Source organism: Nocardiopsis sp. NRRL B-16309 (genome assembly GCF_001279585.1).
Taxonomy (GTDB): Bacteria; Actinomycetota; Actinomycetes; order Streptosporangiales; family Streptosporangiaceae; genus Nocardiopsis.
Genome location: NZ_LGEC01000038.1, coordinates 70,796 through 95,652, shown reverse-complemented (window position 1 = coordinate 95,652; position 24,857 = coordinate 70,796). Strand labels below are relative to the sequence as shown.

At 73.6% G+C, this 24,857-nt stretch carries 20 protein-coding genes; 11 read left to right on the top strand and 9 right to left on the bottom strand.

Annotated elements, in window-relative coordinates; genetic code table 11:
• Positions 1–115 precede the first annotated feature (115 nt).
• The gene (locus ADL05_RS05940; protein WP_231640623.1) at positions 116–1,498 is read left to right on the top strand and encodes an MFS transporter; all 1,383 of its coding nucleotides are present in this window, start codon (positions 116–118) and stop codon (positions 1,496–1,498) included.
• A gap of 418 nt (positions 1,499–1,916) precedes the next feature.
• Here the strand turns inward: ADL05_RS05940 and ADL05_RS05930 are convergent, their stop codons facing one another.
• On the bottom strand, positions 1,917–3,563 hold the full coding sequence (locus ADL05_RS05930) for an ATP-binding protein (protein ID WP_053615844.1): 1,647 nt from the start codon (positions 3,561–3,563) through the stop codon (positions 1,917–1,919).
• A 190-nt stretch (positions 3,564–3,753) separates the two neighbouring features.
• Positions 3,754–4,011 (bottom strand): hypothetical protein, encoded by a 258-nt coding sequence (locus ADL05_RS05925; RefSeq protein WP_053615843.1) that lies wholly within the window; start codon positions 4,009–4,011, stop codon positions 3,754–3,756.
• Positions 4,012–4,173: 162 nt separating this feature from the next.
• Here ADL05_RS05925 and fxsT point away from each other — a divergent pair, with 162 nt between their 5' ends.
• Entirely contained in the window at positions 4,174–6,672 is a 2,499-nt protein-coding gene (gene fxsT / locus ADL05_RS05920; RefSeq protein ID WP_082376138.1) for an FxSxx-COOH system tetratricopeptide repeat protein, read from the top strand.
• A gap of 188 nt (positions 6,673–6,860) precedes the next feature.
• On the opposite strand, the gene ADL05_RS32250 is transcribed toward fxsT, so the two are convergent.
• Together ADL05_RS32250 and ADL05_RS05910 are read right to left on the bottom strand one after the other, a co-directional pair.
• Positions 6,861–8,195, bottom strand: coding sequence for an HEXXH motif domain-containing protein (locus ADL05_RS32250; RefSeq protein ID WP_304437776.1), 1,335 nt, complete (start codon positions 8,193–8,195; stop codon positions 6,861–6,863).
• On the bottom strand, positions 8,192–9,463 hold the full coding sequence (locus ADL05_RS05910; RefSeq protein ID WP_082376137.1) for an FxsB family cyclophane-forming radical SAM/SPASM peptide maturase: 1,272 nt from the start codon (positions 9,461–9,463) through the stop codon (positions 8,192–8,194). Before ADL05_RS05910 ends, ADL05_RS32250 begins: the two co-directional genes overlap by 4 nt.
• Before the next feature lie 586 nt (positions 9,464–10,049).
• Between ADL05_RS05910 and ADL05_RS05905 the strand changes: the two genes are divergently transcribed.
• Complete coding sequence (locus tag ADL05_RS05905) at positions 10,050–11,666, top strand: hypothetical protein (protein ID WP_053615842.1); 1,617 nt, start codon at positions 10,050–10,052, stop codon at positions 11,664–11,666.
• On the opposite strand, the gene ADL05_RS05900 is transcribed toward ADL05_RS05905, so the two are convergent.
• From ADL05_RS05900 to ADL05_RS05890, 3 genes are all read right to left on the bottom strand, one after another.
• A complete protein-coding gene (locus tag ADL05_RS05900; RefSeq protein ID WP_053615874.1) occupies positions 11,619–12,074 on the bottom strand; it encodes a GNAT family N-acetyltransferase in 456 nt (151 codons plus the stop codon). The genes ADL05_RS05905 and ADL05_RS05900 overlap by 48 nt on opposite strands.
• 184 nt (positions 12,075–12,258) lie before the next feature.
• Complete coding sequence (locus ADL05_RS05895) at positions 12,259–13,095, bottom strand: hypothetical protein (protein ID WP_053615841.1); 837 nt, start codon at positions 13,093–13,095, stop codon at positions 12,259–12,261.
• 180 nt (positions 13,096–13,275) lie between these two features.
• Positions 13,276–13,869 (bottom strand): histidine phosphatase family protein, encoded by a 594-nt coding sequence (locus ADL05_RS05890; protein ID WP_053615840.1) that lies wholly within the window; start codon positions 13,867–13,869, stop codon positions 13,276–13,278.
• A gap of 154 nt (positions 13,870–14,023) precedes the next feature.
• On the opposite strand from ADL05_RS05890, the gene ADL05_RS05885 reads away from it, so the two are divergent.
• The 5 genes from ADL05_RS05885 to ADL05_RS05865 all read left to right on the top strand — a co-directional run bounded on the left by ADL05_RS05885 (position 14,024) and on the right by ADL05_RS05865 (position 19,318).
• Positions 14,024–15,415, top strand: coding sequence for a hypothetical protein (locus tag ADL05_RS05885; protein ID WP_231640622.1), 1,392 nt, complete (start codon positions 14,024–14,026; stop codon positions 15,413–15,415).
• 388 nt (positions 15,416–15,803) lie between these two features.
• A complete protein-coding gene (locus ADL05_RS05880; protein ID WP_053615839.1) occupies positions 15,804–16,301 on the top strand; it encodes a DoxX family protein in 498 nt (165 codons plus the stop codon).
• A gap of 106 nt (positions 16,302–16,407) precedes the next feature.
• Positions 16,408–17,235 (top strand): SDR family NAD(P)-dependent oxidoreductase, encoded by an 828-nt coding sequence (locus tag ADL05_RS05875; RefSeq protein WP_156365731.1) that lies wholly within the window; start codon positions 16,408–16,410, stop codon positions 17,233–17,235.
• A 312-nt stretch (positions 17,236–17,547) separates the two neighbouring features.
• Positions 17,548–18,369: a metallophosphoesterase gene (locus ADL05_RS05870; protein ID WP_053615837.1), complete on the top strand. Its 822-nt coding sequence runs from the start codon at positions 17,548–17,550 to the stop codon at positions 18,367–18,369.
• A gap of 274 nt (positions 18,370–18,643) precedes the next feature.
• Complete coding sequence (locus ADL05_RS05865) at positions 18,644–19,318, top strand: HNH endonuclease family protein (protein ID WP_053615836.1); 675 nt, start codon at positions 18,644–18,646, stop codon at positions 19,316–19,318.
• A 171-nt stretch (positions 19,319–19,489) separates the two neighbouring features.
• Here the strand turns inward: ADL05_RS05865 and ADL05_RS05860 are convergent, their stop codons facing one another.
• On the bottom strand, positions 19,490–19,966 hold the full coding sequence (locus ADL05_RS05860) for a helix-hairpin-helix domain-containing protein (RefSeq protein WP_053615835.1): 477 nt from the start codon (positions 19,964–19,966) through the stop codon (positions 19,490–19,492).
• A gap of 710 nt (positions 19,967–20,676) precedes the next feature.
• On the opposite strand from ADL05_RS05860, the gene ADL05_RS05855 reads away from it, so the two are divergent.
• From ADL05_RS05855 to ADL05_RS05845, 3 genes are all read left to right on the top strand, one after another.
• Positions 20,677–21,495 carry a hypothetical protein gene (locus ADL05_RS05855; protein ID WP_053615834.1) on the top strand — a complete coding sequence of 273 codons (819 nt, stop codon included), beginning with the start codon at positions 20,677–20,679 and terminating at the stop codon, positions 21,493–21,495.
• Between the two features lie 445 nt (positions 21,496–21,940).
• Positions 21,941–22,612 (top strand): hypothetical protein, encoded by a 672-nt coding sequence (locus ADL05_RS05850; RefSeq protein ID WP_053615833.1) that lies wholly within the window; start codon positions 21,941–21,943, stop codon positions 22,610–22,612.
• A gap of 37 nt (positions 22,613–22,649) precedes the next feature.
• Entirely contained in the window at positions 22,650–23,804 is a 1,155-nt protein-coding gene (locus ADL05_RS05845; RefSeq protein WP_231640621.1) for an ImmA/IrrE family metallo-endopeptidase, read from the top strand.
• Positions 23,805–23,824: 20 nt separating this feature from the next.
• Here the strand turns inward: ADL05_RS05845 and ADL05_RS05840 are convergent, their stop codons facing one another.
• On the bottom strand, positions 23,825–24,832 hold the full coding sequence (locus ADL05_RS05840; RefSeq protein WP_231640620.1) for a sodium:calcium antiporter: 1,008 nt from the start codon (positions 24,830–24,832) through the stop codon (positions 23,825–23,827).
• Positions 24,833–24,857 lie beyond the last annotated feature (25 nt).

Here is a 24,857-nt window from a genome sequence, read left to right as displayed (position 1 = left end):
CCACGCCGCCCCGCGCATCGGGCCCTTCTCTGATCACCCGACGGCCGGAGCGAGAACCAGAGCCCGTGACGCACCCCGAGGAGCACCGCCGTTCCCGCCCCTCCCGTTCGCGGTGGTGAACGGTACCGCGCGGCAGGCCGCTCGGCCCTGGCGGCGCGACTTCGGCCTGCTGTGGGCCGGCAGCGCCCTGTCCGGCCTCGGCTACGTCACCCTCGGCCTGGCGTTCCCGCTCCTGGCCCTGCACCAGACCGGCTCGCCGGTCACCGCGGGGTGGATCGCCGCCATGGGCATGGTGCCGCGCACCCTGCTGCACATCCCGATCGGCGTGCTGGTCGACCGCCGCGACCCCCGAGCCGTCATGGTCGCCGGCCACGTGGTGCGCATCGTGTGCGTCGTTGGTCTGGTGGGCCCCGTGCTGCTCCTGGACGCCCCCGTGGCCCTGCTCGGCGTCGCCGCGGCCGTCCACAGCGTGTGCGCCACCTGCCACTCCACCGCCGCCACCACGGCCGTGCCCTACCTCGTGCCCCGCGGCGAACTGACGGGCGCGGCGGCCAAGAACGAGGCCCGCACGCACGCCACCCAGCTCGCGGGGCGCCCGCTGGGCGGCGGCCTGTTCGCGGTGGCGGGCGGCCTGCCCGCGCTGTGCGACGCCGTGCTCTCGGCGGCGTCGCTGTGGCTGGCCCTGCGCCTGCCCCGGATCCGGCCCGCGCGCCCGGCCGCCACGGGGGTCCGGCTGCTCACCGACCTGTCCCGGGGGTTCGGCCACCTGGGACGCGACCGCTTCCTGCTGCTGACGACGGTGGCGGCCACGGTCACCAACGCCCTCTTCCAGATGATCTGGCTGGTGATCCTCACCCTGGGCACCCAGGAGGGCCTGTCGACCTTCCTGCTCGGGGTGGTCCTGGCCGCCAGCGGGGCGGGCGGCCTGCTCGGCTCCGCCCTCGCTCCGCTGCTGGTGAGCCGCAACCGGCCCGGCACGATGGTCACCCTGTGCCTGTGGGCGTGGACGGGCGTCACCGCCCTGTTGGCCTTCGCCGACCACGCCGACGTGGCCTGGCTCCTGGTGCTCCTGCCCGTGACGTGGAGCGGAGTGGGCTTCGTGGGCGCCCATCTGAACGTGACCGTGCTGACCTACCACACCACGCACCTGCCGCCCGAGCTGCTGGGCCGGGTGACCGGCACCCTGCGCTTCTTCAGCGGCGGGGCGCTGCCCGTCGGGGTCCTGGCGGGCGGCTACCTGCTGGAGGGCGTCGGCATCCGCGCGACGACGCTGGCCGTGACCGCGGTCATCGCCGTGCTGGCGGCGGTGTTCACGGCGGCGACGCTCGTTCCGGGGTCGCTCCGTCGACGGCTTCGACGGCCCCGCCGCCCTGCTCGTCCCACGACACCGCCAGGACGGGGAACAGGGTCTCCTCGATCTGCCGGAGCCGGGAGTCCAGCTCCCGCTGCACCCGCGCCGCCTCCGCCTCGGGACCTGTGGCCGTCTGGCCGTGAATGAACGCGCGGTCGGTGGCCTCGCGCAGGTCCTCGACCAGCTCGCGGTCCTGCGGCCGGACCACCCCGCGCAGGCGTTCGACGGCCACGCCCGCCTCCACCGCGTCCTGGCGGGCCTGGCGCAGCAGCACGGCCAGTTCGGCGTCGGCACCGCCGTGCGCCCCCGAGGCGCGCACGTGCGCGAGGACGCGGACGGTCACGCCCAACTGGAGCACGGACCGGCCCGCCTGCTCGAAGCGGTCGCGCACCTGGCGGGTGAACTCCTCGTCCTGCGCGAACCGGCGGCGGTCCTCCTCCAACCGCTGCTCGTGCCGGCCCCGCCACTGCGCGGTCCGGTAGGTCCAGAACCCGGTCAGGAAACTGGCGCCCAAGGCGCTCACTCCGGTCACCAGCGCGACCAGTACGACCTCCATCAGCGGCCCTCAACCCCTTCCGTTCGCCGCGATCACCTCGGCGCGCGTGCGTCTGGCCTCGCTCGTGGCACCCGCGCCGACGAACACCCCGTCCAGCACCTCGCGGGCCAGCGCGCCCTGCCCGGCCCGCCAGAGGGCCTGTCCGATCCCGGTGCTCAGGCTCGGGTCGCCGTGCACCCGGTTGGCGGCCGCGGTCAGGCCGCCCAGGGCCTGCGACCGGTGGCCCGCGCCGAGGTGGCTGCGGGCCTGGGCGACCAGGGCACGGGCGACGGCGGCGCCGTCCCCTTGGGTCTCGAACAGGACGGCGGCCTCGGCGTAGTGTCCGGCCGCCGCCTCGTGGTCGCCGCGGCCGAAGGCCAGGTCGCCCAGGAGCGAGGTCAGCAGCGCCCGGGTCCGGGGGGACGCGCGCGGCCCGGAGCGCAGGGCCCGCCGGGTGTGCTCCCGTGCCAGGCCGTGCTCGCCGCGGGTGTACGCCCGGCGCGCGAGCCCCAGCAGTTCGTCGAGGGACCACGGCGGCATCGCCTGTCCGGCCTGGGAGAACAGCGCCATCAGCGGCCGGGCCAGACGCGGGTGGCGCAGCACGTAGCCGTCGCCCCCGGCGGTCACCAGGTGCCGGTCCTGGAGGCTGTGGGCCAGGCCGCGGGTGAGGGCCTCGCCGCGGTGGGCGCGGTCGGGCACGTCCACGCCCTCGTCGCCCGCCACGACCACACGGCGGAGCCAGGCGTGGGGGACGTCGGGCGGCACCAGGTGCTCGGCCGCGACCTCGTGCACCACCCGGACGAGGAAGGCGGACAGCGGTGCGTCGACATCGAACTCCTCGGCTCCGCCGGGCCCGTGCTCGCACAGGATCCGTCCGAGGACCTGGAACAGGGCGGGGTCGACACCGCCCTCGGGCCCGGCGGCGGGGTCCCCCGCCGGGTCGGGGGCGAGCGCGGCCCGGACCAGCCGGTCGGCCGCGCCGGGCCCGTAGCGCGTCCCGGCGACGGCCAGGGTGCCGCGGGCGGCCTCGGCCGCGGCGTCGGGGTCCAGCGGTCGCAGGGGGACCTCGACGTGGTCCAGTTCGTACTTGTCGATGAGGCGGCGCAGCCCGTCGAGGTGGTCGGTGCGCGTGGTGACCAGGAGGCGCAGTCCGGGCGCGGTCTCGGCGGCGGACAGGAGTTCCTCCATGAACCGCCGGCGGCCGGGCCGGTCCCCCCGCATGAGCGTCTCGGTCTGGTCCAGGGCGGCGAACAGGGGCCGGGGCCCTCCGCGGCGGTCGGTCGGGGCGCGGGAGCGCAGGAAGTCGGCGATCGACGTCCCGGGGCTGTGGCTGGGGAAGGCGACGGGGTCCCAGGCGGCGACCAGCGCGCGGGTGTAGGGGTTCTGCTCGGGCAGGACCGCGGAGGGGAAGGCGGGGTCGAAGCACAGGGTGCCCACGGGCAGGACGCGGGCGCCCAGGTCGGTGAGCGCGGGGACCAGGGCGGCCCGGAGCAGGGAGCTCTTGCCGACCCCGCACTCGCCGTGCAGGACCGTCAGGCGTGAGCCGCGCCACGCCCTGAGCAGGGCCCCGGTCTCCTCGGTGCGGCCGAAGAACAGGTGGCGGTCGCGTTCACCGAAGGGACGAGCGCCCACGAAGGGGTTGCCGGGAGAAACGCGCCCGTCCGAGATTCGTAACATGAAACAGCTCCCGGCCAGCGAGAATGGTGGCAGTACCGACGCGAAACAATGGTGCCCATGGTGCCACGAAAAACCGGGGGCCGCGAGCGGTCACCACACTTCTCTAGCCCTGTCGCCAGTGACCTGTCGTTTCCGGGTGAAGCCGACGGAGGCCGGACGGGACCGGAACCGCCGCCGGTTCCACGATCGGTCAGTATCCGCTGTCGAAGTCGGCCAGGAACTCCATGTCGGCGTTCGCGGGGTCGAGGATGTCGCGCAGCGTCACCTCGATGGCGGACTCGCCCAGGCCCTGGAGCTGCTTCAGGGAAAGGCCCGCGACCTCCACCAACAGCGTGTCACCGACGCCTTCTCGCACGATCGTCCGTCCTCTCTCTCCGGTCCGCCCGTCCAACACCTGGAGAGCGGTCGTGAAGCGGATCTCCGCGCCGTTCGCATTCGCGGCGGCCATCCTGAAAAGTTCTTACCACGCCTGTCCTCCGCTAACCATGATCACCTACCCTGAATATCCCTCGACCGTCCGCAGACCGAGAATCAACGGAGACCTCGACACGCTCCTCACAGCTCGGAAAAAATGGAGCTGGTGGGGACAGTGTGAAACAGGAGGAATAGCGTGCCCCTTCCGAAGCCGTCCAACCCGACTCTGGGTCCGCTCCCCTCGGTCTGGGGCAGGGTGCCGTCGCGCAACAAGAACTTCACCGGGCGCGCCGCCCACCTGGAACAGCTCAACGCCACGCTGAACAGCACGGTGACGGCCGTCCTGCCGCACGCCCTGCACGGCTACGGCGGGGTGGGCAAGACCCTCATCGCCGTGGAGTACGCCCACCGGTACCGCGGCGACTACGACGTGGTGTGGTGGATCATGGCCGACCAGCCCGGCCTGGTCCGCTCCTCGCTGGCCCACCTGGCGCCGCACCTGAGCCTGCCGGGGCCCAACGAGGTCGGTATCGACGAGGCCGCCGGCAGCGTCCTGAACGCCCTGCGCAGGGGCGAACCGTACTCGCGGTGGCTGCTGGTCTTCGACAACGCCGACGAGCCGGAGGACCTGAAGGACATCATCCCGCAGGGCCCGGGGCACGTGCTGATCACCTCCCGCAACCACCGGTGGCAGGGGGTCGCCGAGGCCGTGTCCCTGGAGGAGTTCACGCCCCACGAGAGCGAGGAGTTCCTGCGCCGGCGGATCGGCCGCCCCATCACCACGGCCCAGGCCGCCAGGCTCGCGGACGCCCTCGGGCACCTGCCCCTGGCCCTGGAGCAGGCGGGCGCGCTCCAGGCCGAGACCGGGATGTCGGTGCAGGAGTACCTGAGGCTGCTCAAGGAGCAGCCCACCTCCCTGATGGGCGAGGGCAAGCCGCCGGAGTACCCGGCCTCCATGGCCGCGGCCTGGCGGCTGTCGGTCGCCAAACTGGAGGAGGACCTGCCCGAGGCGATGGACCTGCTGCGCTGCTGCGCGTTCTTCAGCCCCGAGCCCATCCCCCGGGACATCTTCTTCCCCACCGACACCGGGCGGATCCGCCCGGAGATGGCCGAGCTCATGGCCGACCCGATCCGGTTGGGACGGGCCATCGCGCAACTGGGCCGCTACGCCCTGATCCGGCTCGACGCCAACCGCACCATCCAGGTCCACCGACTCATCCAGGCCCTGGTGCGCGACGACATCCCCGCCGACGAGCACCAGACGGTCCGCGCGGAGGTGTGGGCCCTGATGAGCGCGGCCGAGGACGAGGAGCGCTACGCCGAACTGCTCCCGCACCTGCGCAGCACCGGGATCGCCGAGAGCACCGAGCCCGCCGCCCGCCGGTTCGTGGTCAACGTCCTGCGGTACCTGCACGGCGCCGGCGACCTGGACAGCGCCCAGACGCTGGCGGCGGAGTTCATCGCGCGCTGGACGGAGGTGTCGGGCCCGCACGACCCGTACACGCTTCAGGCCCAGCGCACCCACGCCAACATCCTGCGCGACCTGGGCCAGTACCCCAGGGTGCGCGAGATGGACCGGGCGCTGCTGCCGAGGATGCGCGAGGTGCTCGGCCCCACGCACAGCGACACCCTGTCGCTGCACATGGGCATCGGCGCCGACCTGCGGGCGCGGGGCGACTTCCACGAGGCCAGGGCGACCGACGAGGAGACCCTGCGCCTGCACGAGGAGACCCTGGGGCCCGAGGCGCCCAACACCCTGCGCGCGGCCCACAACCTCGGCATCAGCTACATGCTGACCAGCGACTTCGCCGGTGCCCGGCGGCTGCACGAGCGCGCCTACATGATGGCCCGGCGCTCGCCGGGGGGCACGCCGCCGGCCACCCTGCTCAACTACCAGAGCGGCATGGCCCAGGCGGTGCGCCTCTCCGGCGACTACACCGAGGCGTGCGACCTGGGAGAGGACTGCCTGGCCTTCGGTCAGGAGAAGATCCAGCGGGACCACCCCAGGACGCTGAGCGTGCAGCTGACCCTGGCCATCTCCCGGCGGATGGCGGGCGAGATCGACGAGGCCTTCGACCTGGTCCAGGACGTGCACTCGCGCTACCTCAACCGGTACACGCTCAACCACCCGGAGACCATCGCGGCCGCCATGTGCCTGGCCAACGTCCTGCGGATGCGCGGTGAGCCGAACGAGGCCATGGCCCTGGCCGAGGACACCTACCGGCGCTACGAGAAGGTGTACGGCCCCCAGCACCCCTACAACTTCGGCTGCAGCAGCAACGTCGCCCTGCTGCACCGGATCCTCGGCAACCCCGCCCGGGCGCGCGAGATCGACGAGGCGGCGCTGGCCGCCCTGGACGAGAGGCTGGGCCGCGACCACCACTACACGCTGGGGGTGGCCATCAACCTGGCCAGCGACCTCGCGGCGCTGGGCGAGACCAAGAACGCGGTGCGGCTCGGGCGCGGCAACCTGCGCCGGACCCACGCCCTGCTGGGTGAGGAGCACCCGCTGTCCCTGACGTGCGCGGCCAACCTGTGCCTGGACCTGCGCGCGGAGGAGTCGGAGGAGGCCGATGAGCTGAGCAGCCGCATCCTGCCGGCGTTCTCCCGTGTCCTGGGCCGTGAGCACCCGCTCAGCCAGTCCGCGCTCCAGGGGAACCGGCTCGTCTACGACTTCGACCCGCCCCTGCTGTGACCGACTCGGCCCGGAACGGCTCGGGTCCGTCGAGAACGCCTCGCGTGGTGGTGGACGCCTCGTCCGGGCACGGGACGCGGTGACGCTCTCCTGTGCGAGGCGCGCGGTGCGAGGTAGGACGTGCGGGGCACGTTGCACGGACGGGACGGTCGGGACGGAGGACACGGTCGGGGCGGGGGGACCTCACCTCACAGGCCGGGGTTGTGTTCGCGCCACCGCGCGCGGTGCCGGCGCGCGGCGGCCTCGGCCCTCTCCAGGGCGGCGGCGGGCACCGGTTCGTCCTGCCAGCCGAGCAGGGTGGCCTGGGTCGCGGACAGGAACCGCTCGCCCGCCGGAGTGAGCATCCGTGAGGCCAGCACGGTCCGGCCCGCGTCCACCGAGGAGCGCCCCCAGTGCGCGAACTCGGTCTGCGCCAGCGCGGCCGCCTCTCCCGTGGAGACGTGCCGCTGCCGGCGCCAGAACCCCGCCACGCCCAGATGGGCGTACACGCCCTGGATCAGGCCGCTCATCGGCCGGGCGTCCAGGCGCCAGGGGGCGTAGAAGCGCGGCCCGTCGTCGGGCAGCGACAGGTCCACCACGTCCAGGAGCGCCGTCAGCTTGGCGTGCTGGACCTCGTGGGCGAAGGTGAGCGCGAGCGAGACCGGGTCGAGCGGGGTGGACAGGCCCAGGTTGCCGAAGCAGTGCTTGGCCGTGGCGCTGCAGTACGCGCCGCTGGAGGTGGTGATCGGGGTCATCGTGAAGACGGTCTCCGGGGTCTCCTCGGCGATCGTCCAGTGGTGGTCGACCAGGAGCGCCCACGCCCGGCGGAGCACGGCGCGCCAGTGCTCCACCCGCTCGCCCTCCAGGCGGGACTCGGCCACCCTCGCCCCCGGCATGCGGTCGGCCTCCTGGTCGTCCAGGAGCAGCTCCAGGCGGCGGCCCCGGTGCTCGGCCGCCATCCGGCGCAGCGCGTGCCAGCCCTCGGCGTCCTCGTGCGGGTCGTCCGGTACCCGCACGGCCGTGCGGCCGAGGGAGAGTCCGGCGCCGTCGGCGCCGGACTCGAACACCGCCTCCTCGCCGTCGGCGCCCGGCCGCAGCAGCGCGCGTCCGAGGCCCGGCAGGGGCGCGGTGGGCCCGTACAGGGGAACCCGCAGGCGGGCCGCGATGCCCGAGCGGGCGGCCGCGGAGGCCGCCAGGGCCGACATAGCCGCCACCCGGGGCTCCTCGTCGCGGTGGCCGCCCAGGGCCAGGACGGTGCGCCGGGCCCACACCCCCACGGTCGGATGGCGCAGGAGGCGCGCCACGGCGTCGGGGGCCGCCTCCTCGGCGCGCATGAGCAGTTCGTAGGCCGCCCCGGCCCGCTCCGCCAGGGGGTGCTCCCGTGCCCGCGCGTGGTCCACGACCTGGCGCACGAGCAGCAGGTGCTTGCCGTACTCGGCCTCGCGCAGGTAGCGGGCGGCGGTGGCGCCCCCCGCGCCCCGGGCCAGGGCGTCGAAGACCGGCCCCGGCACCGGTCGACTGATCGGCACGGCCGCTGCGGTCACAGTTCCTCCCGGATGCGGGCCACGTCCGCGGCGACGGCCCGGTGGACGTGGGTGATGAGGCGGTACAGGTCCTGGCAGTACACCGACGGGTTCCGGAATCCCGTCCCGGCCCGGTAGCGGTGGGGGTAGAGGCCCGCGCCGCACACCGTGTGCACGGGGCAGGCCCGGCACTCCGGCGCCAGGGCCCGCGCGCCGATCTGCCGCGCCGCCGTCGAGGGCAGGTACAGGGCGTCGTCGAAGGGGTGGGTGAAGGTGTGCAGGCGGGTGCCGGCGGCGCCCTCGTAGGCGGACTTGAGGCTGTCGACCTGTTCGATGCTGCCGTCGGTCTCCACGACCACGAGCGCGGCCGGGGACAGCCCGATGCTCTCGGTGCGCGAGTGGCTGCCCAGGAGCATCCGGATGATGTCGTGGAACATCCGGATGTCGGTCTCCCGCCGGGGCGCGTGGTACCAGCGGTCGAAGAGCGCGATGAGCCAGTCGCCGTAGCCGCGCCCCTCGGGGTCCCAGCCGGGGGGCGGGGCCTCCCAGTTGCCGTGCGGCAGCAGGAAGGCGATGCCGGGCGGGTCGTAGGCGAGCAGGGCCTCGTAGGTGCCGACCGGGTCGGACTCCAGGTCGATGGTGGCCAGCAGGCCGGAGAACAGGTGGCGGTACGGGGGCGCGGTGAGCAGGCGGAGTCCGGCGTCGACCTCGGCGTGGGTCCCGCGGCCGTTGGCGCGGCGGCGGTGGCGGTCGTGGTCGCGCTCGGCGCCGTCGATGCTGACGCCCACCCGGATGCCCAGTTCGTCGAAGAGGTCGAGGTACTGGTCGTCGATGAGGACGCCGTTGGTCTGGATGCTCAGGGCGGCGAGCACGTCGGGTTCGGTGGCCTTGCGCAGCAGTTGTGCGGTCGTGCGCAGGTGGCCGTGGCCGACCAGGAGCGGTTCCCCGCCGTGCAGGACGATCTCGACCCGGGAGCGCCCGTGCGCGCGGGCGTGTTCGGCGATGCGTTCCGCGACGCGTTCGACCGTGGGTACGGCCATGCGCCGCGGCTGTCTTCGCCAGCCCTGGTCGGCCATTTCGTACATGTAGCAGTAGTCGCAGGCGAGATTGCAGCGGCTGTGGATCTTCAGGACGTACTCGTGAAAGGGAGTGGGCCGCCATCCCTGGGCGAGCAGGTCCCGGACGTCGAGTTCGGTCGGCCAGTGGTCGGGGCTTCGCTCTCGGGCGCTCGCTGCCACGCCGGTGACCTCCTGGGGAAGGGGAGCACGCGCGATCGCGCGGTCGTGCATGACCTATGTTCTCGTCCCGGACACCGGCCAATCTCACTCGCGGGTCGGACCTGCGGGCGCGGTGGTACGAGTGACCTGTCCTCGGCAGACACCGTGGCCGGACGGACCACACCGTCCGCCTCCCCGGTGTTTCCGCCCAAGCGCGGACCAAACGCCCGCGGCGTTGACGCGGTGGCCGGTTTCGGTCACCCGAACTATGGTTCGATTCTCCGTCGAGCTGTCACTCGCGACGATTCCGGGAAACGGGTAAACGCGTTCTCCCGGCGTTTGTCGAGCCTTTCCGCCACCGTTGTCAGCGCCCGTGGAACGCCTCTCGAAAACGCGGCGCCCCTCCTCACCTGCACGAGCGGTGCGGCCCTCGCCGAGGGCGGGCGCACCCGCCGGAGGCGCCCGCTCGGGCGCGGGCGGCGGACTCGCGAAGGACTCCGCCCGGGGCCCGGGGCGCACCCGGCGACGGCGGCGGGCCCGGGTCCGCGCCGGGCGGCCCCGGGGGCGAACCCGAACGATTTCGGCGTTCGGCCACGGAGGAGGACCGGGCGGGGTTACGCTGATGCGACATCTGCGACTCACATTCGGTGATGAGACAATGACTGAGCGCATCTTTTCCGTCGTGCACGACTGCCTCGACTGGGCCCGCGCCCTCGATCCGCCGCTCGCCCCGGACCCCGACGCCCTCCTCTTCCTCCTGACGGCCCACCTCGACGCCGGCTCCCCCGACCCGATGGACTGGTCGGTCAGCGACGTCGACGACATCGCCCGGACCGTCCAGCACTGGACGGGCGTGTCCGGTGACCTGCGCCCCGCCTGGCTGACCTGGTGCGACTTCCTGGTCGACACCGGCCAGCTGGTGTGCACCGAGAGTCCGCGCCGCCTGCGCTCGGCCATCGCCACCGTCGACCTGGAGCCCGGCGGCCCCGAGCCCGACAGCTCCGAGCCTGACGGCCCCGCGCACCGCCCCGACCCCGTCGAGGAGGGAGCGCTCCCTTTGCTGCACCGGCTCGGCGCCGGCGAGGACGGGGAGCCCGAGCCGCTGCGCCCCGTCCTGCGCACCCGGCCCGGCGACCTCGACGCGGCGGCGCGCTCGTGCGCCGTCCTGGCCGACGCGGCCCGGCTCACGGTCTGGGCCGACCGCGGGCTCGACCTGGACCCCGACCGCGACGACGACGCCCTCACCGCCGCCGACACCGAGGAGGCCGCCGCCGCGCTGGACCTGGACCCCGACCGGGTCCGCGAGCTGTTCGCCATCGCCCGCGACGCCGGACTGCTGCGCACCACCTACACCCGGGTCCTGCCCGGTCCCACCGCGCGGGCCTGGGCCGACGGCGAGCCCGGGGCGGTCGCCGACGCCTGGGCGGGCGCGCTGCTGGCCATGACCCGCCTGCGCGGCATGGCGGCCTTCCTCGTACTCACCAACCTCTTCGTCTGCGGCGACCTGCGCACACCCGCCGAGGTCGTGGACGCCTACGGGCCCGCCGTGGTGCTGGGCGACCACGGCACCGACCCGGAGCAGGCGGTACGGCGCGTGCTGGAGACCCTGGCCGAGCTGGGCGCCGTGGCCCGCGACGGCCCCGGCTTCCGCACCACGCCGCTGGGCGACCACTTCATGGTCGGCCGCCTCCGCCACTCCGGCGCCCGCGTACCGCTCACCCCGACGGTCGGGGCGATGAGCGCCGACGAGGCCCTCGCCCTGGTGGAGCAGGGGCGGCCGGTGGACACCGCGACGCTGCTCGAACGCTGGACCGCCGCCCGCGACACCGCCACCGCGGCCCGTCAGCTCTGGGAGGCCGGCGCCGCGCCCGAGTCCTGGCGCCGCCGTGCCCGGGTCGCCGCCCACCTGTCCGTGCTGGAGGCGGACCTGTTCCCGATGCTGAGCCTGTACACCCACCACCCGGTGCTGGGCGGCTGGGCGCGCCGCCTGCTCGGTGCCGCGCCCGAGCCGCCCACCTCCCACCAGGCGGCGTGGGTGGTGCTGGACGACTACGCGCTCCTGCTCGACGCGGGTCTGCCGCTCCCGGTCGAGGACGGGGAGCGGTACGCGCCGCACGCCCGCGACTTCGCCCGGGCCGTCTGGCTGACCGGGCACCCGGTCGCCGACGCCGTGCTCGCCCGCTGCGCCGAGGGCGCGCTGGGCGGGGAGGTGGCCGAGGCCGCGCGGTCAGTCCTTGAGCACCAGCTCGTAGGCCAGCAGGTCGACGCCCGGTAGCGGCGACCAGTCGCGTTCGGGCACGCGGGTGAAGCCGCGTGCCCGGTACACGTACTGGGCGGAGACCATCGCGGGCTGGGTGGACAGCAGCAGCCGGGAGACGCCCTCCTGCCGGGCGCGGTCCACGATCGCGTTCACCAGGGCCCGGCCGACCCCCCGCCCCCGCGCCTGGGGGCCCACCGCGAACGCGCGCACCTCCGCCTCGTCGGCTCCGCGGGCGAGCTCGCTGCGGTCCGACCAGGGCGCGAACATGATCGTTCCCAGCAGCTGGTCACCGTCCGCGGCCACCAGGACCTCGCCGTGCCCGTCGGCTCCCAGGAGCCGCAGGGCCTCGGCGTAGGTCGGGCTCGCGTCCAGCAGTCGATCGGCCCGGTAGGCGATCTCTCGCAGGTCGCTGACGGCGGTCATCTCGTCTGGCAGCATTCGACGCACGATCATGGACGACATTCAACCTGATCGGACCGCCGTGAGCGGGCGTTCGCCGCACCTCGGCGGGCCGCCTCCCCGGGCCGCCTCCCGGGGCCGCCTCCCCGGGCCGCGGCCGGCCGCGAGCCGGACTCCGCCTCCGGCGCAGCGGGCGGGTGTCACGGGATCAGGTGCCCTCGACCGAAGCACACCCCTGCCATTCGCGGGTGTCCTCCAGGTCGTAGGCGTCCTGCGTCCTCCCCCGGGGCTGCTCGCCCTCGGGCCTCTCGTCGGGGAAGGAGGGGGTGAACGTGAACTGGTCGGGGAGGCAGTGCGCCGGGGCCACCCCGCGGTTCCAGTTCGGCCACGCCTCCAGGGTGCCGTCCCCGCGGTCGTGGAAGGAGACCTCCCCGAGGTGGGTCACGACCAGGCGCGTCGACACCGGTGCGCCGGGGCGGGCGATCGGGTAGACGACGACGTACTCGGTCCGTACGGCCAGGTAGTCCTGGCCGTACGGGTCCTGCGCCTGCTCGGCCCACATCCGGCCGTCGACGCGGATCTCGTCGCCGATCAGCTCGGCCGTGCCGGGGGTGAGGTTGAACGGAAGGTGCCGGCTGTCGAGTTCGGGGTCCTCGTGCCCGAGGTTGTCCATGTACCACTCCAGGGACTGGCCCGTGAGCAGACCGGTGAACTCGCTGTTGTCCTCATCGAAGACCGCGTCGGTGTCGAGGTAGACCGTCTCCAGGAACAGCTGGGTGCGGTCCTGGGCCCACTCCACCTGCTCGGCCGTGAAGTCGCCCTCGGCGGCGGCCTCGGGGGTGTCGAACCCGACGCCGTAGTCGGCGGCGGGGCTCCCGGAGAAGGGGTCGTCGCGGTCGACCTCGTCGAAGTCGACGGCGCCGACCATGTGGCCGCCCTGTTCGAGGAGGAAGCGGTCGGCCTGTTCCAGGACCTGCGCGCATCCGGTGAGGGTGAGCGCGGTCAGGGCGGCCGCACCCAGGGCGGCGCGCTTGCGTGGTGACATGGGGGATGCCTGTGTTCTCTCGGAGTGTTCGTGCGAACGTGAACGTTTCGCCTGGTGTTCTATCACCACGAACGGACATCCGCGCGCCCGCCCCTTCGCCTTCCGGTCCACGGCGCCGAGCGCCGGACCCGGTGGCCGGCGGGGCCGCGGCCCCGCCTTCGCCGCGATCGGGCGGCGGACTCAGCGGCCCGTGTTCCAGGAGGCGATGACGGGGCGGTCGTGCTCCCGGCTCAGAGTGCTCAGACTGCCGGTGTCCAGCCGGAACAGCACGCCCTTCGAGGAGGGCAGGCCCAGCCAGCGGGCGGTGAGCACCCGGAGCACGTGCCCGTGCGCCACCAGCACCACGTCGGGACCACCGGCGTCGAGTTCGGCCGTGACCAGGGCCAGGACCCGGTCGGCCCGCTCCCCCACCTGTTCCACGAGCTCACCCGGGTGCTCGGCGTCGCCGGGAGGGACGCCGTCGCGCCACAGGTTCCAGCCCGGGCGGTCGCGCTGGATCTCGGCGGTGGTGATGCCCTCGTAGCCGCCGTAGTCCCACTCGGCCAGGTCCGGGTCGACCGCGGTCTCGTGCAGTCCCGCCAGCTCGGCGGTGCGCACGGCACGGGTCAGAGGGCTCGTGACGACCAGTCCGACGTCCCGCTTGGCGAGCAGCGGACGCAGTGCCTCGGCCTGCGCCTCACCCTCCGCGGTCAGCGGCAGATCGGTGCGGCCGGTGTGCCGCCGCTGCCTGCTCCACTCGGTCTGCCCGTGTCTGATCAGCACCAGTTCGCCCATGGCGCCATCCTGCCCCACCCCGGCCCGGCCCACTCGCGCCGGGGCCCGGGCCCCTGGTGATTCTCGGACCGATCCTGGCGAAACCGCCCCACGGGCCCGCACCGGAGCGATAGAAGAAGGGGAACCGCCGTGCCGTCAGAATCCGGGAGGCCCCATGCCCGCGCACGAGCCGCCCGCCCCGGGCCACCGCCAGATCTCCGCCAGGCCCGTGTCACTGCCGCCCCCGCGGGAGCTCGCCCACGCGGCCCTGCGCACCGCCCGGTTGCGCGACGCCCTGGGCCTGGCCCTGTGGTGCTCCCCCTCCACACCGGTCACACCGCACGGGCTCCCCGCCCTCGCCGACGTGCGCGACGCGGTCGAGCGGCTCGGTCTGTGGCCGCACTCCCTCGCCCACTCCCCCGACCGCCGGACCGCGTGGCTGGAGCACACGGCCGCCGGCGGCGACGTCGTGGACTTCGTCGTCCCCTGGGAGACGGCCGTGGGCCTGGGCCTGGTGGTGCTCGACGACGGCCTCGCGCGCCCGCGCCCGGATCTGCGCGCCCTGGCCCGCGGCCCCGAGCACGTCCTGGACTGGTGGACCCGCGTCTTCGAGAACACCTTCGAGTACGCGCGGGGCGACAGCGAGGGCGGCTCCGCCCCCGAACCGGGCACCTCCGGGCCCGAACTCCTGCCCAACGTGCTGCGCTACCTGTACGAGGCGCCCGACGGGTGCAGGGCGCCCCTGGACACCCTGGTGCGCGACGTCCTGCTCGCCCCCGGCGCGGTCAGCGCGCTGCCCGAGCGCCTGCGCCCCCAGGCCGAGGACCTGCTCCTGCACACGCTGCGCCAGCTGGCCACGACCGGTGCCGTCCTCCTGCCCGCTCCCGCCGACGCCGACGACGGCCCCGTCGTCGAGCTCACGCCGCTGGGCCGGTACGGGGTGCGCCGACTGCTCCAGGAGGTCGGTGTGCCCGCTCCGCTCATCGGCGACCTGGCCGACGCCGACGCGGCGGAGTTCCTGGACACCCTGGCCACCCTGTCCGCCGAGGGCCAGCTCACGGCGGTCGGACCCTGGCTGGACCGGCGCACCCCCGCGCGGGCGCTGCGGGAGATCGCGTCGGTGGTCTCGGGCCCCGACCACGCCCAGCGCCGGTGGGCGGGCACCAAGGTGCTGAACGCGACCAGTTCGCAGATCGAGCACGAGCTGCGCGCGCTGCTGCACTCCGCGCGGCCCGCGGTGGTGAGCCTGGCCGCGATCGTGCTGCTCACCTCGCGCATGCTGCCCCAGCACGAGATCGACGAGATCATGTCCGAGTTCGGCCCCTGGGTGGTGATCGACATGTTCGCGGCGTCGATGGCCGGTGGTGAGGCGGGCATCCGCTTCCTGCTCGACGCCGACGACACCACGGGTATCGAGCGGTTGCTCCTGGCCGACCCCGTGCGCCTGTGGGAGTCCGAGCACCCCGACACCGCGCGGGTCCTGGGCGCCCTGGCCCGCCACCACCCGGACCCGGCGACGGCCGCGGCGGCCGTCCGGGTCCTGGACCGCGGCCCGGCCGAGGGGTAGGGCGGCCCTGCGGGCATGAGGGGCGCGTGCTCCCTACAGCGGTGCCTGGCCCCGTGCCCGAGGGGCCACCGGAGGCGCGCGTGCTCCCCACGGCGGTGCGCGAGTCGAGGGCCTTCCGTCCGACGCGTCCCGGAAGGCGCGTGTGCTCTCCGCGGCGGAGTCTCGGGGGGAGGGACCTTCCCCGGGGGGCGCCCAGCCGCGCGTGGACCCCGGCATCGCCGTGCCTTGCCAGGCGGCACGTCAGCGGCGTCCGGGCCGTACTCGGGTCCGGGCGCACGGGCCGGCGCTGCCCGAGCCCTCCGGGCGCTCGACCCCCGCCGGGACTTTCCATTGACAAGATTCGCTCGTGCTCATATCTTTCCAATGGAAAGTTAGCGAAGGAGTCACCATGGAACCCCTCATCGCCCTCGTCGGCGTCACTCTGGTCCTCTGGTCCGCCGGAGCGCTCGGCGTCCACCGGCTGCGCCCGTGGCCGGTCGCCCTGCGCGGCGGTCTGGCCGCGATGTTCGCCCTCACGGGCGTGGTCCACTTCGTGGGGATGCGCGAGGAACTCGTCGCGATGGTGCCGCCCGCACTGCCCGCGCCGGAACTCCTGGTCACGGTCACCGGTGTGCTGGAACTGGCGGGCGCGGCCGCACTGCTGTGGTCGCGGACGGCGCCCTGGGCGGCGGCCGGGCTCGCCGTCCTGCTCGTGGCGATGTTCCCCGCCAACGTCCATCTGGCTCTGACGGGCACGGACCTGCCGCCGCACCAGGAACTCCTCCCGCGCACCGCGATGCAGGTGGTGTTCCTGGCCGCGGCCACCGCCGTCGCGGTCGCCCACGTGCGCGGGTGGGCCCGCTGCCCGGCCTCGCGGGAGGCGGAGGAGTCGATGGCCGGGCACTGAGCCGTGCGGGCCGCGGCCGACCCGCCCCTCGGCCGTCGCCCCGGTCGGCCGCCGGACGGGTCCCCTCCGACGCGGGCACCGCCACCGCGGGTGCGCGACGACTAGGATGCCGGGCATGCCATCATCGGATGACTCCTCCCGTTCCACCTCACCGTCCCCCGGGGCGGCGGCCGCCCCGGCGCCGGGCGGGCCTCCGTCCGGCCGCGGCGTGCTCGTCACCGGGGCCTCCCGGGGCATCGGACGCGCCGTGGCCACGGCGTTCGCCGAAGCGGGCGACCGGGTCGCCGTCCACTGCGGGACCCGCCGCGACGAGGCCGAACGCACCCTCTCCGGGCTCCCCGGCGAGGGCCACGTCCTCCTCCAGGCCGACCTCGGCGACCCCGACGCCACCGCGGACCTGGTCGAGCGCGCCGCCGCCGAGCTGGGCGGGCTGGCCGTGCTGGTCAACAACGCCGCGGTCAACATCGCCCACCCCGTCGCCACCACCTCCTTCGAGGACTGGCAGCGGGCCTGGCGCTCGACGCTGGACGTCAACGTGCTCGGCGCCGCCAACGCGAGCTACGTGGCGGCACGGCACATGATCGACGCGGGCACGGCCGGCCACATCGTCAACGTCGGGTCGCGCGGTGCCTTCCGCGGCGAGCCCGACCACCCCGCCTACGGCGCGAGCAAGGCCGCCCTGCACGCCCTGGGCCAGTCCCTCGCCGTCGCCCTGGCCCCGCACGGCATCACCGTGGCCTCCGTGGCGCCCGGCTTCGTCGAGACCGAGCGCGTGGCCGAGCGGCTCACCCCGCGGGTACGCGCCGACAGCCCCTTCGGCCGCGTCGCCACGCCCCGGGAGGTGGCCTCGGCCGTGCGCTACCTCGCCTCCCCCGAGGCGGTGTGGTCCTCCGGCGCGGTCCTGGACGTCAACGGCGCCTCACACCTGCGCTGACACCGCCCCGGCACCGCCCGCGTGCCCGGCGGGCGGGCACGGACAGGCTCTCGGCCGCACGCGGCCGGGCGGTCGTGCCCGGCACGCGGGACGTGCGGCCGTGCCCGGTGTTCGCGCCCGACGTGCGGTCGTGCGGGACGGGTGGTCGCGCCCGGCGTACGGGACAAGTGGCCGTGCCCGGCACACGGAACGGGCGGTCGTGCCCGACGTGCGGCCGTGCCCGGTGCGGGACGGGCGGTGGTGCCCGGCACGCGGTTCAGCGGGGCCCGGGGGATAGGGTGACCGCACCGGAGTCCGCCGGAAGGGGCGAAGATGAGTCTGGTCGCCATCAGCGACCTCCACGTCAGGCACCTGGAGAACCGCGCCTTCACCGAGGCCCTGCGACCGGAGTCCGACGACGACTGGCTCCTGGTGGCCGGGGACGTCGCCGAGACCGCCGACGACATCCTGTGGGCCATGGAACTGCTGAGCAAGCGGTTCTCCACCGTGGTGTGGGTGCCCGGCAACCACGACCTGTGGACGGTGCCCGCCGACCCCGTCCAACTGCGCGGCGAGGCCCGCTACCTCTACCTCGTGAACGCGCTGCGCGACCTCGGCGTGCACACCCCCGAGGATCCCTACCCGACCTGGCACGGCCCCGACGGCCCGGTCGTCGTCGCCCCGCTCTTCCTCCTCTACGACCACACCTTCCGCCCCGAGGGCACCAGCACCAAGGAGGAGGCGCTGGCGGTGGCCCACGCCTCGGGGGTGGTGTGCACCGACGAGTACCTCCTGCACCCCGACCCCCGCCCCAGCCGGGACGCCTGGTGCCGCGACCGCCTCGCGGCGACCCGCGCGCGCCTGGACGCCCTGCCCCGGGACACGCCCACGGTGCTGGTCAACCACTGGCCGCTGGTTCGCGAGCCCACCCGGATCCTGCGCTACCCGGAGTTCGCGCAGTGGTGCGGCACCGAGGAGACCGCCGACTGGCACACGCGCTACCGGGCCCGCGCGGTCGTCTACGGGCACCTGCACATCCCCCGCACCATCGTCGTCGACGACGTGCCGCACATCGAGGTCTCCCTCGGCTACCCCCGCGAGTGGGGCCCGCGCCCGCAGCCGCCGCAGGGACCCCGCATGGTCCTCCCGGGCTGACCCGCCCAGTCCCTCGCCCGGGAGCACAGGACCCGCCCCAGCGTCCCGCCGGTCCGACCCGCCCCCACCGGGGAACGCGGGATCCGTGCCCTGCCGGTCCGACCCGCGCGCCCACCTCCCGGCACCCCGTGCCGGTCCCCGCCGCGAGCGGACCGGACACCGGGCGGCAACACGGGTGTAGGGACGATTTCACCGTACGGCTCTGGCCGAGGGCGGCGACAGCCATCATCGTGTGGGTGTCCGAACGCCCGCCTCCCGTACCGGAGGAATCACGTTGCGCACATCCCCTCTCCCCCTTCCCCCGAGACCCACCGCGCTCCGCCTGCTGGCCCTCGCCGTCACCGCCGTCCTCGTCGCCGTCCTGGGCTGGGCCGCCCCGGCCTCCGCCCACCACGTCCTCCCGCCGGGCATCCCGTCGACCTCTGCGGCCCAGTCCCAGCTCGACTCCCTGACCGTGCGCCCGAAGAACAGCGGCGCCGGCTACGACCGCAGCCTGTTCCCGCACTGGGTCACCGTCGAGTCCCCGTGCGACGCCCGCGAGTACGTGCTGCGCCGCGACGGCCACACCGTCTCGGTCGACGGTTCCTGCCGCGCGACCTCCGGCCGCTGGTCCAGCGAGTACGACGGCGTCTGGACCGGTGACTCCTCGGACTTCGACATCGACCACATGGTGCCGCTCCACGACGCCTGGCGCTCCGGCGCCAACACCTGGACCACCTCCCAGCGGCGCGCCTTCGCCAACGACGTCGACGCCCCGCAGCTGTGGGCGGTCAGCGCCTCCAGCAACCGCTCCAAGGGCGACCGCGACCCCGCGTCGTGGCTGCCGCCCCGCACCGCGATCCACTGCGACTACGTCAAGTCCTGGGTCAACGTGAAGTACCGCTACGGCCTCTCGGTGACCTCGACGGAGAAGTCGGCCGTCCAGCGGACCATCGACGACCGCTGCTGACGCGCCCGCCGTGCGGGCGGCCGCCCCCGCCCGCACGGCACCCGGTACCAGCGGGACCAGGGCCCGCCCACGAAGCGGGTCACGGCGTCCACCGCGCCACCGGCTCCCCTTCCGCCCCGGCCGTCGCCCGGTCGATCACGTCAGCACGCGCGGCGCACGCCTGCGGCCGCCTCACGTGAACACGGTGAACTCGGCGAGTTCCGGGAGCGTCCTGGGGTCGAGCCCGAACACCGCCGAGACCTCCACGGCCGACACCAGGCGCCCGTAGGTGCTCCGGTGCTCCACGATGCGCCGTGCCGTGGAGCCGTCGATACCGGGAAGGCACGACAACACGTGGGCCGGCGCGGTGTTGACGTCGACGAGGCCTCCGTCGTCGAAGAGCCCGCGCAGGTCGGGGCGCCCGATGCCCAGTTCCCGCGCGTATCCGGCGTCGGTGGCGGCGATCCGTCTGGCCTCGACCCGCAGTCGCCGCCGTCGGCGCACCTGCTGCTCGGCGATCGCGTTGGGGTCGGTGACCGCGACCGGCCGGTGATCGGGCCGGCGGGCCGCGTTGATCTCGCTGATCGAGTCGAAGACGCGGCCGGAGTCGCCGTGGTCGTTTCGGCGTGCACCGAACCGATCCGCGACTCCTCCGCCCCGGCAGGCCATGGAAAATAGACGCCGAGGAAAAATATCGCCACCTTATTATGCCTGAGCAACAAAAACCACAATCGAGCCACATTCCCCTTGCGCAACAGATGAGGATGGCAGGTTTTATGCGCCACACTCGGGTACGGTCAAGTCCATAAGTTGATAGCCCACATGCATCTGGAAGTCTGTTGGCTGTTGCCATTTCCGGAGTAGGCGGATACCCACTCCTCCGCCGTGCTGTGGGCAGGGGACGCCGGACCCATCGTCAGGGCTACCTCCTGACGAACGGCTTCGGGCCCTCGGTGGCCTGCCGCATCCGGGCACACGTCAGGGCGCGGAACGCGGCCGTGATGGACGCGGGGAACGCGGGCACCGGCTTCCTCCACGCGTTGGAGGTCGCACGGCCGGTCCCTGATCGGTGAGGTGGAGCCGGAAACGCTCGCGGACGCGCTCGGCATCCCACTCGATCAGCGCGCGTCCCGATCACGTTTCCCGGTCATGCCCGACGACCGGCATCGGGCGGCAGACGAGGACGGGACTCCGGAAACGCTCTGAAACGCCTCGCGATTCTCCGGAACCGGCGCAGGGCCAGGTAGCCGAGAAACTCCGACGAGCCCCGGCCCGCGGCGGCCCCTGTGGCAGGCCATACCCATGGCCCTTCTTCATTGATCAATAGAACTCCACCCGACCTTGTGTTCCATTTCCACGTTTACAGGAGTTTCCCTGATATGGACATCACCTCGCGCATCTGCGTCTCCCCTCCGTACCGAGCAGTGCACAGCATCTCCTCCCCGACGCCCGGGTGCGCCACCGCGTCGTTCCTCCCGGAGTTTCCCTCCGCGTCCGAGGGACCGGTCTCGATCATCGAAGCGGCTCGCCACCTGCCCATCATGGGTCTGTGCGCGGCCGCCACGACGGCCGGCCCGGGCCGTCGCTACTACCTGGCGCGCAAGGCACGGCTGCGCCGCCTGACCCCTCCCGCGCCGGGAACACCGTCGCGGGAGCTGCACGTGACCGCACTCGGCGGTCTCAGCAGACCGGACTCGGCCTCGGCCGCGGCCTTCCTCTACGACTCCGAACACACGACCCTGTTCGACCTGCACTGCGACTACGTGGTCATCGACGAGGAGAGCTTCGCCCGAACCTTCGAGCACCTGGCCGACCCCACCTCCGCACAGAGCGTCTCCTCTCCCTACGGTTCGCCTTTGCGGCTGGACGACGTGTCGGTGTCCGGAGCGACGGCACAGGCGGCGGTGAACCTGCGGGCCGAACAGTGTGCGGGGCATTTCGCCGGGTTTCCCGCTGTTCCGCTGGCCTACCTGTTGACGGCTCTGGTCGATCTCTCCGAGCGCCTCTTGGAAGATCCGGAGGACACCGGTCCACCGTTCCGGGTGGAACTCCTCCAAGCCCGGACACTGCTCGCTCCCGGCACGCCGATCGTGCTCAGGGCCCGCCGGCAGAGCGACCACCGCGTGCTGGTGAGCGCGGGACACGGCGGAGACGACACAGTCGTGGTCTCGGTGGCCTTCCGCCACGGCACCGCATGAGTGAGCTCGTCGCGCACGCGGGTGTCGCACCGAAACGAGGGTGAACGCCAGGCGGTCGTCAGCACGCTGTCCGGCCGGCGTGGACGTGGACCTGCCCCCGCACCACCGTCGCGCCCGCCCCGTCCTCGCCCAGACTGTCGCCGGTGACCGCGACGAGGTCGATGCCGGGATCGGCATCCGCCTCGGTCGTCCGGGATGGTGCGGCCGGACCGTCAGGCCGACGCCGGACCACAGGAGGTGCCCATGCGGCGGTGCACGACTGTCGGCGCCTTCGTCAACGCCGCACGGCTCCTCGGGACGTTCTTCGTTCCCCGGATCGACGCCGCATCCGAGCCGCGAAATGTCACCACCCCGACCGATGATGGTGACCGGGAGTGCCGACTCTCAACCTTCGTCCCACCACGAGGCGGCGTCCCCCCAGCCGACGAGCCCGAAAGGCGGCCCCGTGCTCATCGACCCACTGGCCCGAGAGAATCGACTGCGGCAGATCGGCACCTCCTGGGAGGTCCTGGAGACGGCACTGCGCCGGAGCGAGGCCGGCTGGCGCAGCGCCACCCCCAACCACAGTCGCACCGCCCCCGGCCAGCGCGCCTACGACGAACGCCTGGCCGCGCTCCGCGAGGAGCAGAAGACCCGCTTCGGCTGGGAGAACGCCTGCCTCCTCCAGATCGAACTCACCGTCGACCCCGGGCGCACGGTCGCCATCCAGACCCTGCTGGGCGACCACAACACCGGCGACCCGCTGGCGGCGTGCCCGCGCAACAAGAACCCGCGCGGGTTCAACGGCCGCCTCCTGCTGACCGGCGAGCACGAGACCGACCAGCTCAGCCTCTTCCCCGACGACGTGCTGCCGGTCCCCGTGCAGGACGTCGGGGACCTGGAGGGCTACGAGAACCTGCGCACGTGGGTGTTCCTCGTCCACCGCGCCGCCGGCCGCGAGGACGGCCGCGTGTTCTGGCATAGTGAGCTGTCTCGTCCGCACCCTCCGAACGACCAGGGCCTGATCACCGGCTGGTTCGAGCGCATCACGCTCCCCACCGTGGAGATCGGTACCGTGGCGCACCCGGGAGTGGAGGAGGAACCGGAGCGGATCCGCATCCCGGTCAACGACCGCTGACGACCACCGGCCCGGCGGGCGGGCTTCCCGCCGGGTCATGAACGACGACAGGGCTGCACACACCATGGTCACGCCATCACGCCTCCGGCTCGCTCGGGAGCGCAGGGCACTCACCCTCGCGCGGTTGGCGCGGATGAGCGGGGTCTCCCAGCAGCAGCTGTCCGGGTACGAGAACGGCCACGCCGAGCCCTCCCGGGAGGCGGTGCGCGCGATCGCCGACGCCCTCGGCTTCCCCGTCGCGTTCCTCGCCGCGGACGAGATCGAGGAGATCCCCTCCGACGCCGTGGCCTTCCGTGCCCGCACCAAGACGTCCCTGCGCAAGCAGCGGGCGGTGCGCGCGCAGGCCGCGCTGGGGGTGGAGCTCAACGACTGGCTGACCGACCACTTCACCCTGCCCGCGCCGCACGTGCCCACCTACGGCAAGCCCTTCCCCGAGGCCGCCGCGGAGATGGTGCGCTCCCTGTGGGAACTGGGCGACGCCGCCGCGCCGAACATGGTGCACCTGCTGGAGGCGCGCGGCGTCCGGGTGTTCTCGCTGGACACCGAGCACCAGGACGTCGACGCCTTCAGCTTCTGGCGCGACTCCGTGCCCTACGTCTTCCTCAACACGGCCAAGAGCGGCGAGCGCGGCCGGTTCGACGCCGCCCACGAACTCGGGCACCTGGTCATGCACGGCCACGAGCGCCCCTCCAGCGGCCCGGAGGCCGAGCGCGAGGCCAACCAGTTCGCGAGCGCCTTCCTGCTGCCGCGCGCCGACGTCGTCGGCCGGATGCCCTCGGGCGCCCAGGTCGACCAGCTCCTCAAGGCCAAGGGGATCTGGCGGGTGTCGGCGATGGCGCTGACCTACCGCCTGCACGACCTCGACCTGCTCACGGACTGGGAGTACCGCGCGGCCTGTCGGCGGCTCGCGGAACTGGGCTACCGCTCGGGCGAACCGGACGGGATCGCGCGGGAGACCTCGCAGATCCTGCCCAAGGTCTTCGCGCTGCTGCGCCGCGGGGGGCGGACGCCCGCCTCGGTCGCCGCCGAGCTGTGCGTGCCGCTGACGGAGCTGAACGCGCTGGTGTTCGGGTTGTCGTTCGTCGCCCGGCCGGGGTCGGGCGGGCGGCAGGGCGCTGCTCGCTCCACCAAGCCCGTCCTGCGCGTGGTCCCCGACCCCGGCACTGGTCCCGGAAACGGTGCCGAGGACTGACCGGTCCGGGCCCCGCAGGGTCAGCCGAGACCGACCAGCATGGCCGCGCCCGCCGCGTAGAAGGCGAACAGCGCGATCCCCTCGAACCCGATCCCGGACTCCTGTCGGCGGATCAGGCCCGCGGCCACCAGGAGGTTGAGGACGATGCCCAGTCCGATGAACAGGTACACCCGGTCGTCCATCTCGGCGTAGAGGGGCCCCTCCCGGTAGGCGATGTCGGAGGCGAACAGGAACAGCACGTCGAAACCGTTGCCGCCCACGATGTCGCCGAGCGCCAGGTGCAGCGCGCGGATGCGGACCGCGTACAGCACCGTCACGAGTTCGGGCAGGGAGGTGACCACCCCGGTGATGAGCGCGCCCACCAGCCCGCTCGACATCCCCGTGCGTTCGACCAGCGACAGCCCGGCCTCACCCACCAGGTAGCCGGTGACGGCGACCACGGCGGCGAGGGCGAGGAACTTCGCCCACATCCACGCCAACGGCTCTCCCTCGTCGAAGGAGTCCGGGGCCGGAACGTCCTGGCGGGTGCGGTGCGTCTGCTTCACCAGCCACATCGGTGACGCCCCGACCTTGCGTGACAGGCGCAGCCAGTACACGTAGCAGCCGACGATCAGAAGCGACGCCGGGTGGACGCCCAGGATGCTGATCGGCGGACCGGCGCCGGCCACCAGCGCCACGCCGAGCATGATGCACAGCCCCACCGGTGCGAGCAGGTTGGGCACGGAGGCGGCCGCGTGTTCCAGGTTCGCCCGCCGGTAGAACAGGTCCGCCAGCGCGATGAACACGGTCTGCGCGGCGATCCCGCCCAGGGCGTTGTTCATGGCGAAGGCGGCGTCTCCGTCGGCCGCGCCGACGATGCTGGTGATCAGGCCGGGCAACGAGGTCACCGCGCCGATCAGGATGATCCCGGCCAGGGTCTCGCCCATGCCGGTGCGGTCGGCCAGCCGGTCGACCAGCCGGGTGAACGGACCGGCCCCCACGACCAGGAGCACGGCCGCACCCACGATGACCGCCACGTCCCAGACCAAGCCCGACCCTCCCGTCAGCTCCACA

Excerpts from the sequence above, each read along its gene's own strand:
- ADL05_RS05925 (WP_053615843.1), bottom strand. The coding sequence starts at position 4,011 with ATGGCCGCCGCGAATGCGAACGGCGCGGAGATCCGCTTCACGACCGCT.
- ADL05_RS05880 (WP_053615839.1), top strand. The coding sequence starts at position 15,804 with ATGGAACCCCTCATCGCCCTCGTCGGCGTCACTCTGGTCCTCTGGTCC.
- ADL05_RS05905 (WP_053615842.1), top strand. The coding sequence starts at position 10,050 with ATGACTGAGCGCATCTTTTCCGTCGTGCACGACTGCCTCGACTGGGCC.
- ADL05_RS05900 (WP_053615874.1), bottom strand. The coding sequence starts at position 12,074 with ATGACCGCCGTCAGCGACCTGCGAGAGATCGCCTACCGGGCCGATCGA.
- ADL05_RS05930 (WP_053615844.1), bottom strand. The coding sequence starts at position 3,563 with ATGTTACGAATCTCGGACGGGCGCGTTTCTCCCGGCAACCCCTTCGTG.
- ADL05_RS05845 (WP_231640621.1), top strand. The coding sequence starts at position 22,650 with ATGAACGACGACAGGGCTGCACACACCATGGTCACGCCATCACGCCTC.
- ADL05_RS05910 (WP_082376137.1), bottom strand. The coding sequence starts at position 9,463 with ATGCACGACCGCGCGATCGCGCGTGCTCCCCTTCCCCAGGAGGTCACC.
- ADL05_RS05855 (WP_053615834.1), top strand. The coding sequence starts at position 20,677 with ATGGACATCACCTCGCGCATCTGCGTCTCCCCTCCGTACCGAGCAGTG.
- ADL05_RS05860 (WP_053615835.1), bottom strand. The coding sequence starts at position 19,966 with ATGGCCTGCCGGGGCGGAGGAGTCGCGGATCGGTTCGGTGCACGCCGA.
- ADL05_RS05870 (WP_053615837.1), top strand. The coding sequence starts at position 17,548 with ATGAGTCTGGTCGCCATCAGCGACCTCCACGTCAGGCACCTGGAGAAC.
- ADL05_RS05875 (WP_156365731.1), top strand. The coding sequence starts at position 16,408 with ATGCCGGGCATGCCATCATCGGATGACTCCTCCCGTTCCACCTCACCG.
- ADL05_RS05885 (WP_231640622.1), top strand. The coding sequence starts at position 14,024 with ATGCCCGCGCACGAGCCGCCCGCCCCGGGCCACCGCCAGATCTCCGCC.
- ADL05_RS05895 (WP_053615841.1), bottom strand. The coding sequence starts at position 13,095 with ATGTCACCACGCAAGCGCGCCGCCCTGGGTGCGGCCGCCCTGACCGCG.
- ADL05_RS05890 (WP_053615840.1), bottom strand. The coding sequence starts at position 13,869 with ATGGGCGAACTGGTGCTGATCAGACACGGGCAGACCGAGTGGAGCAGG.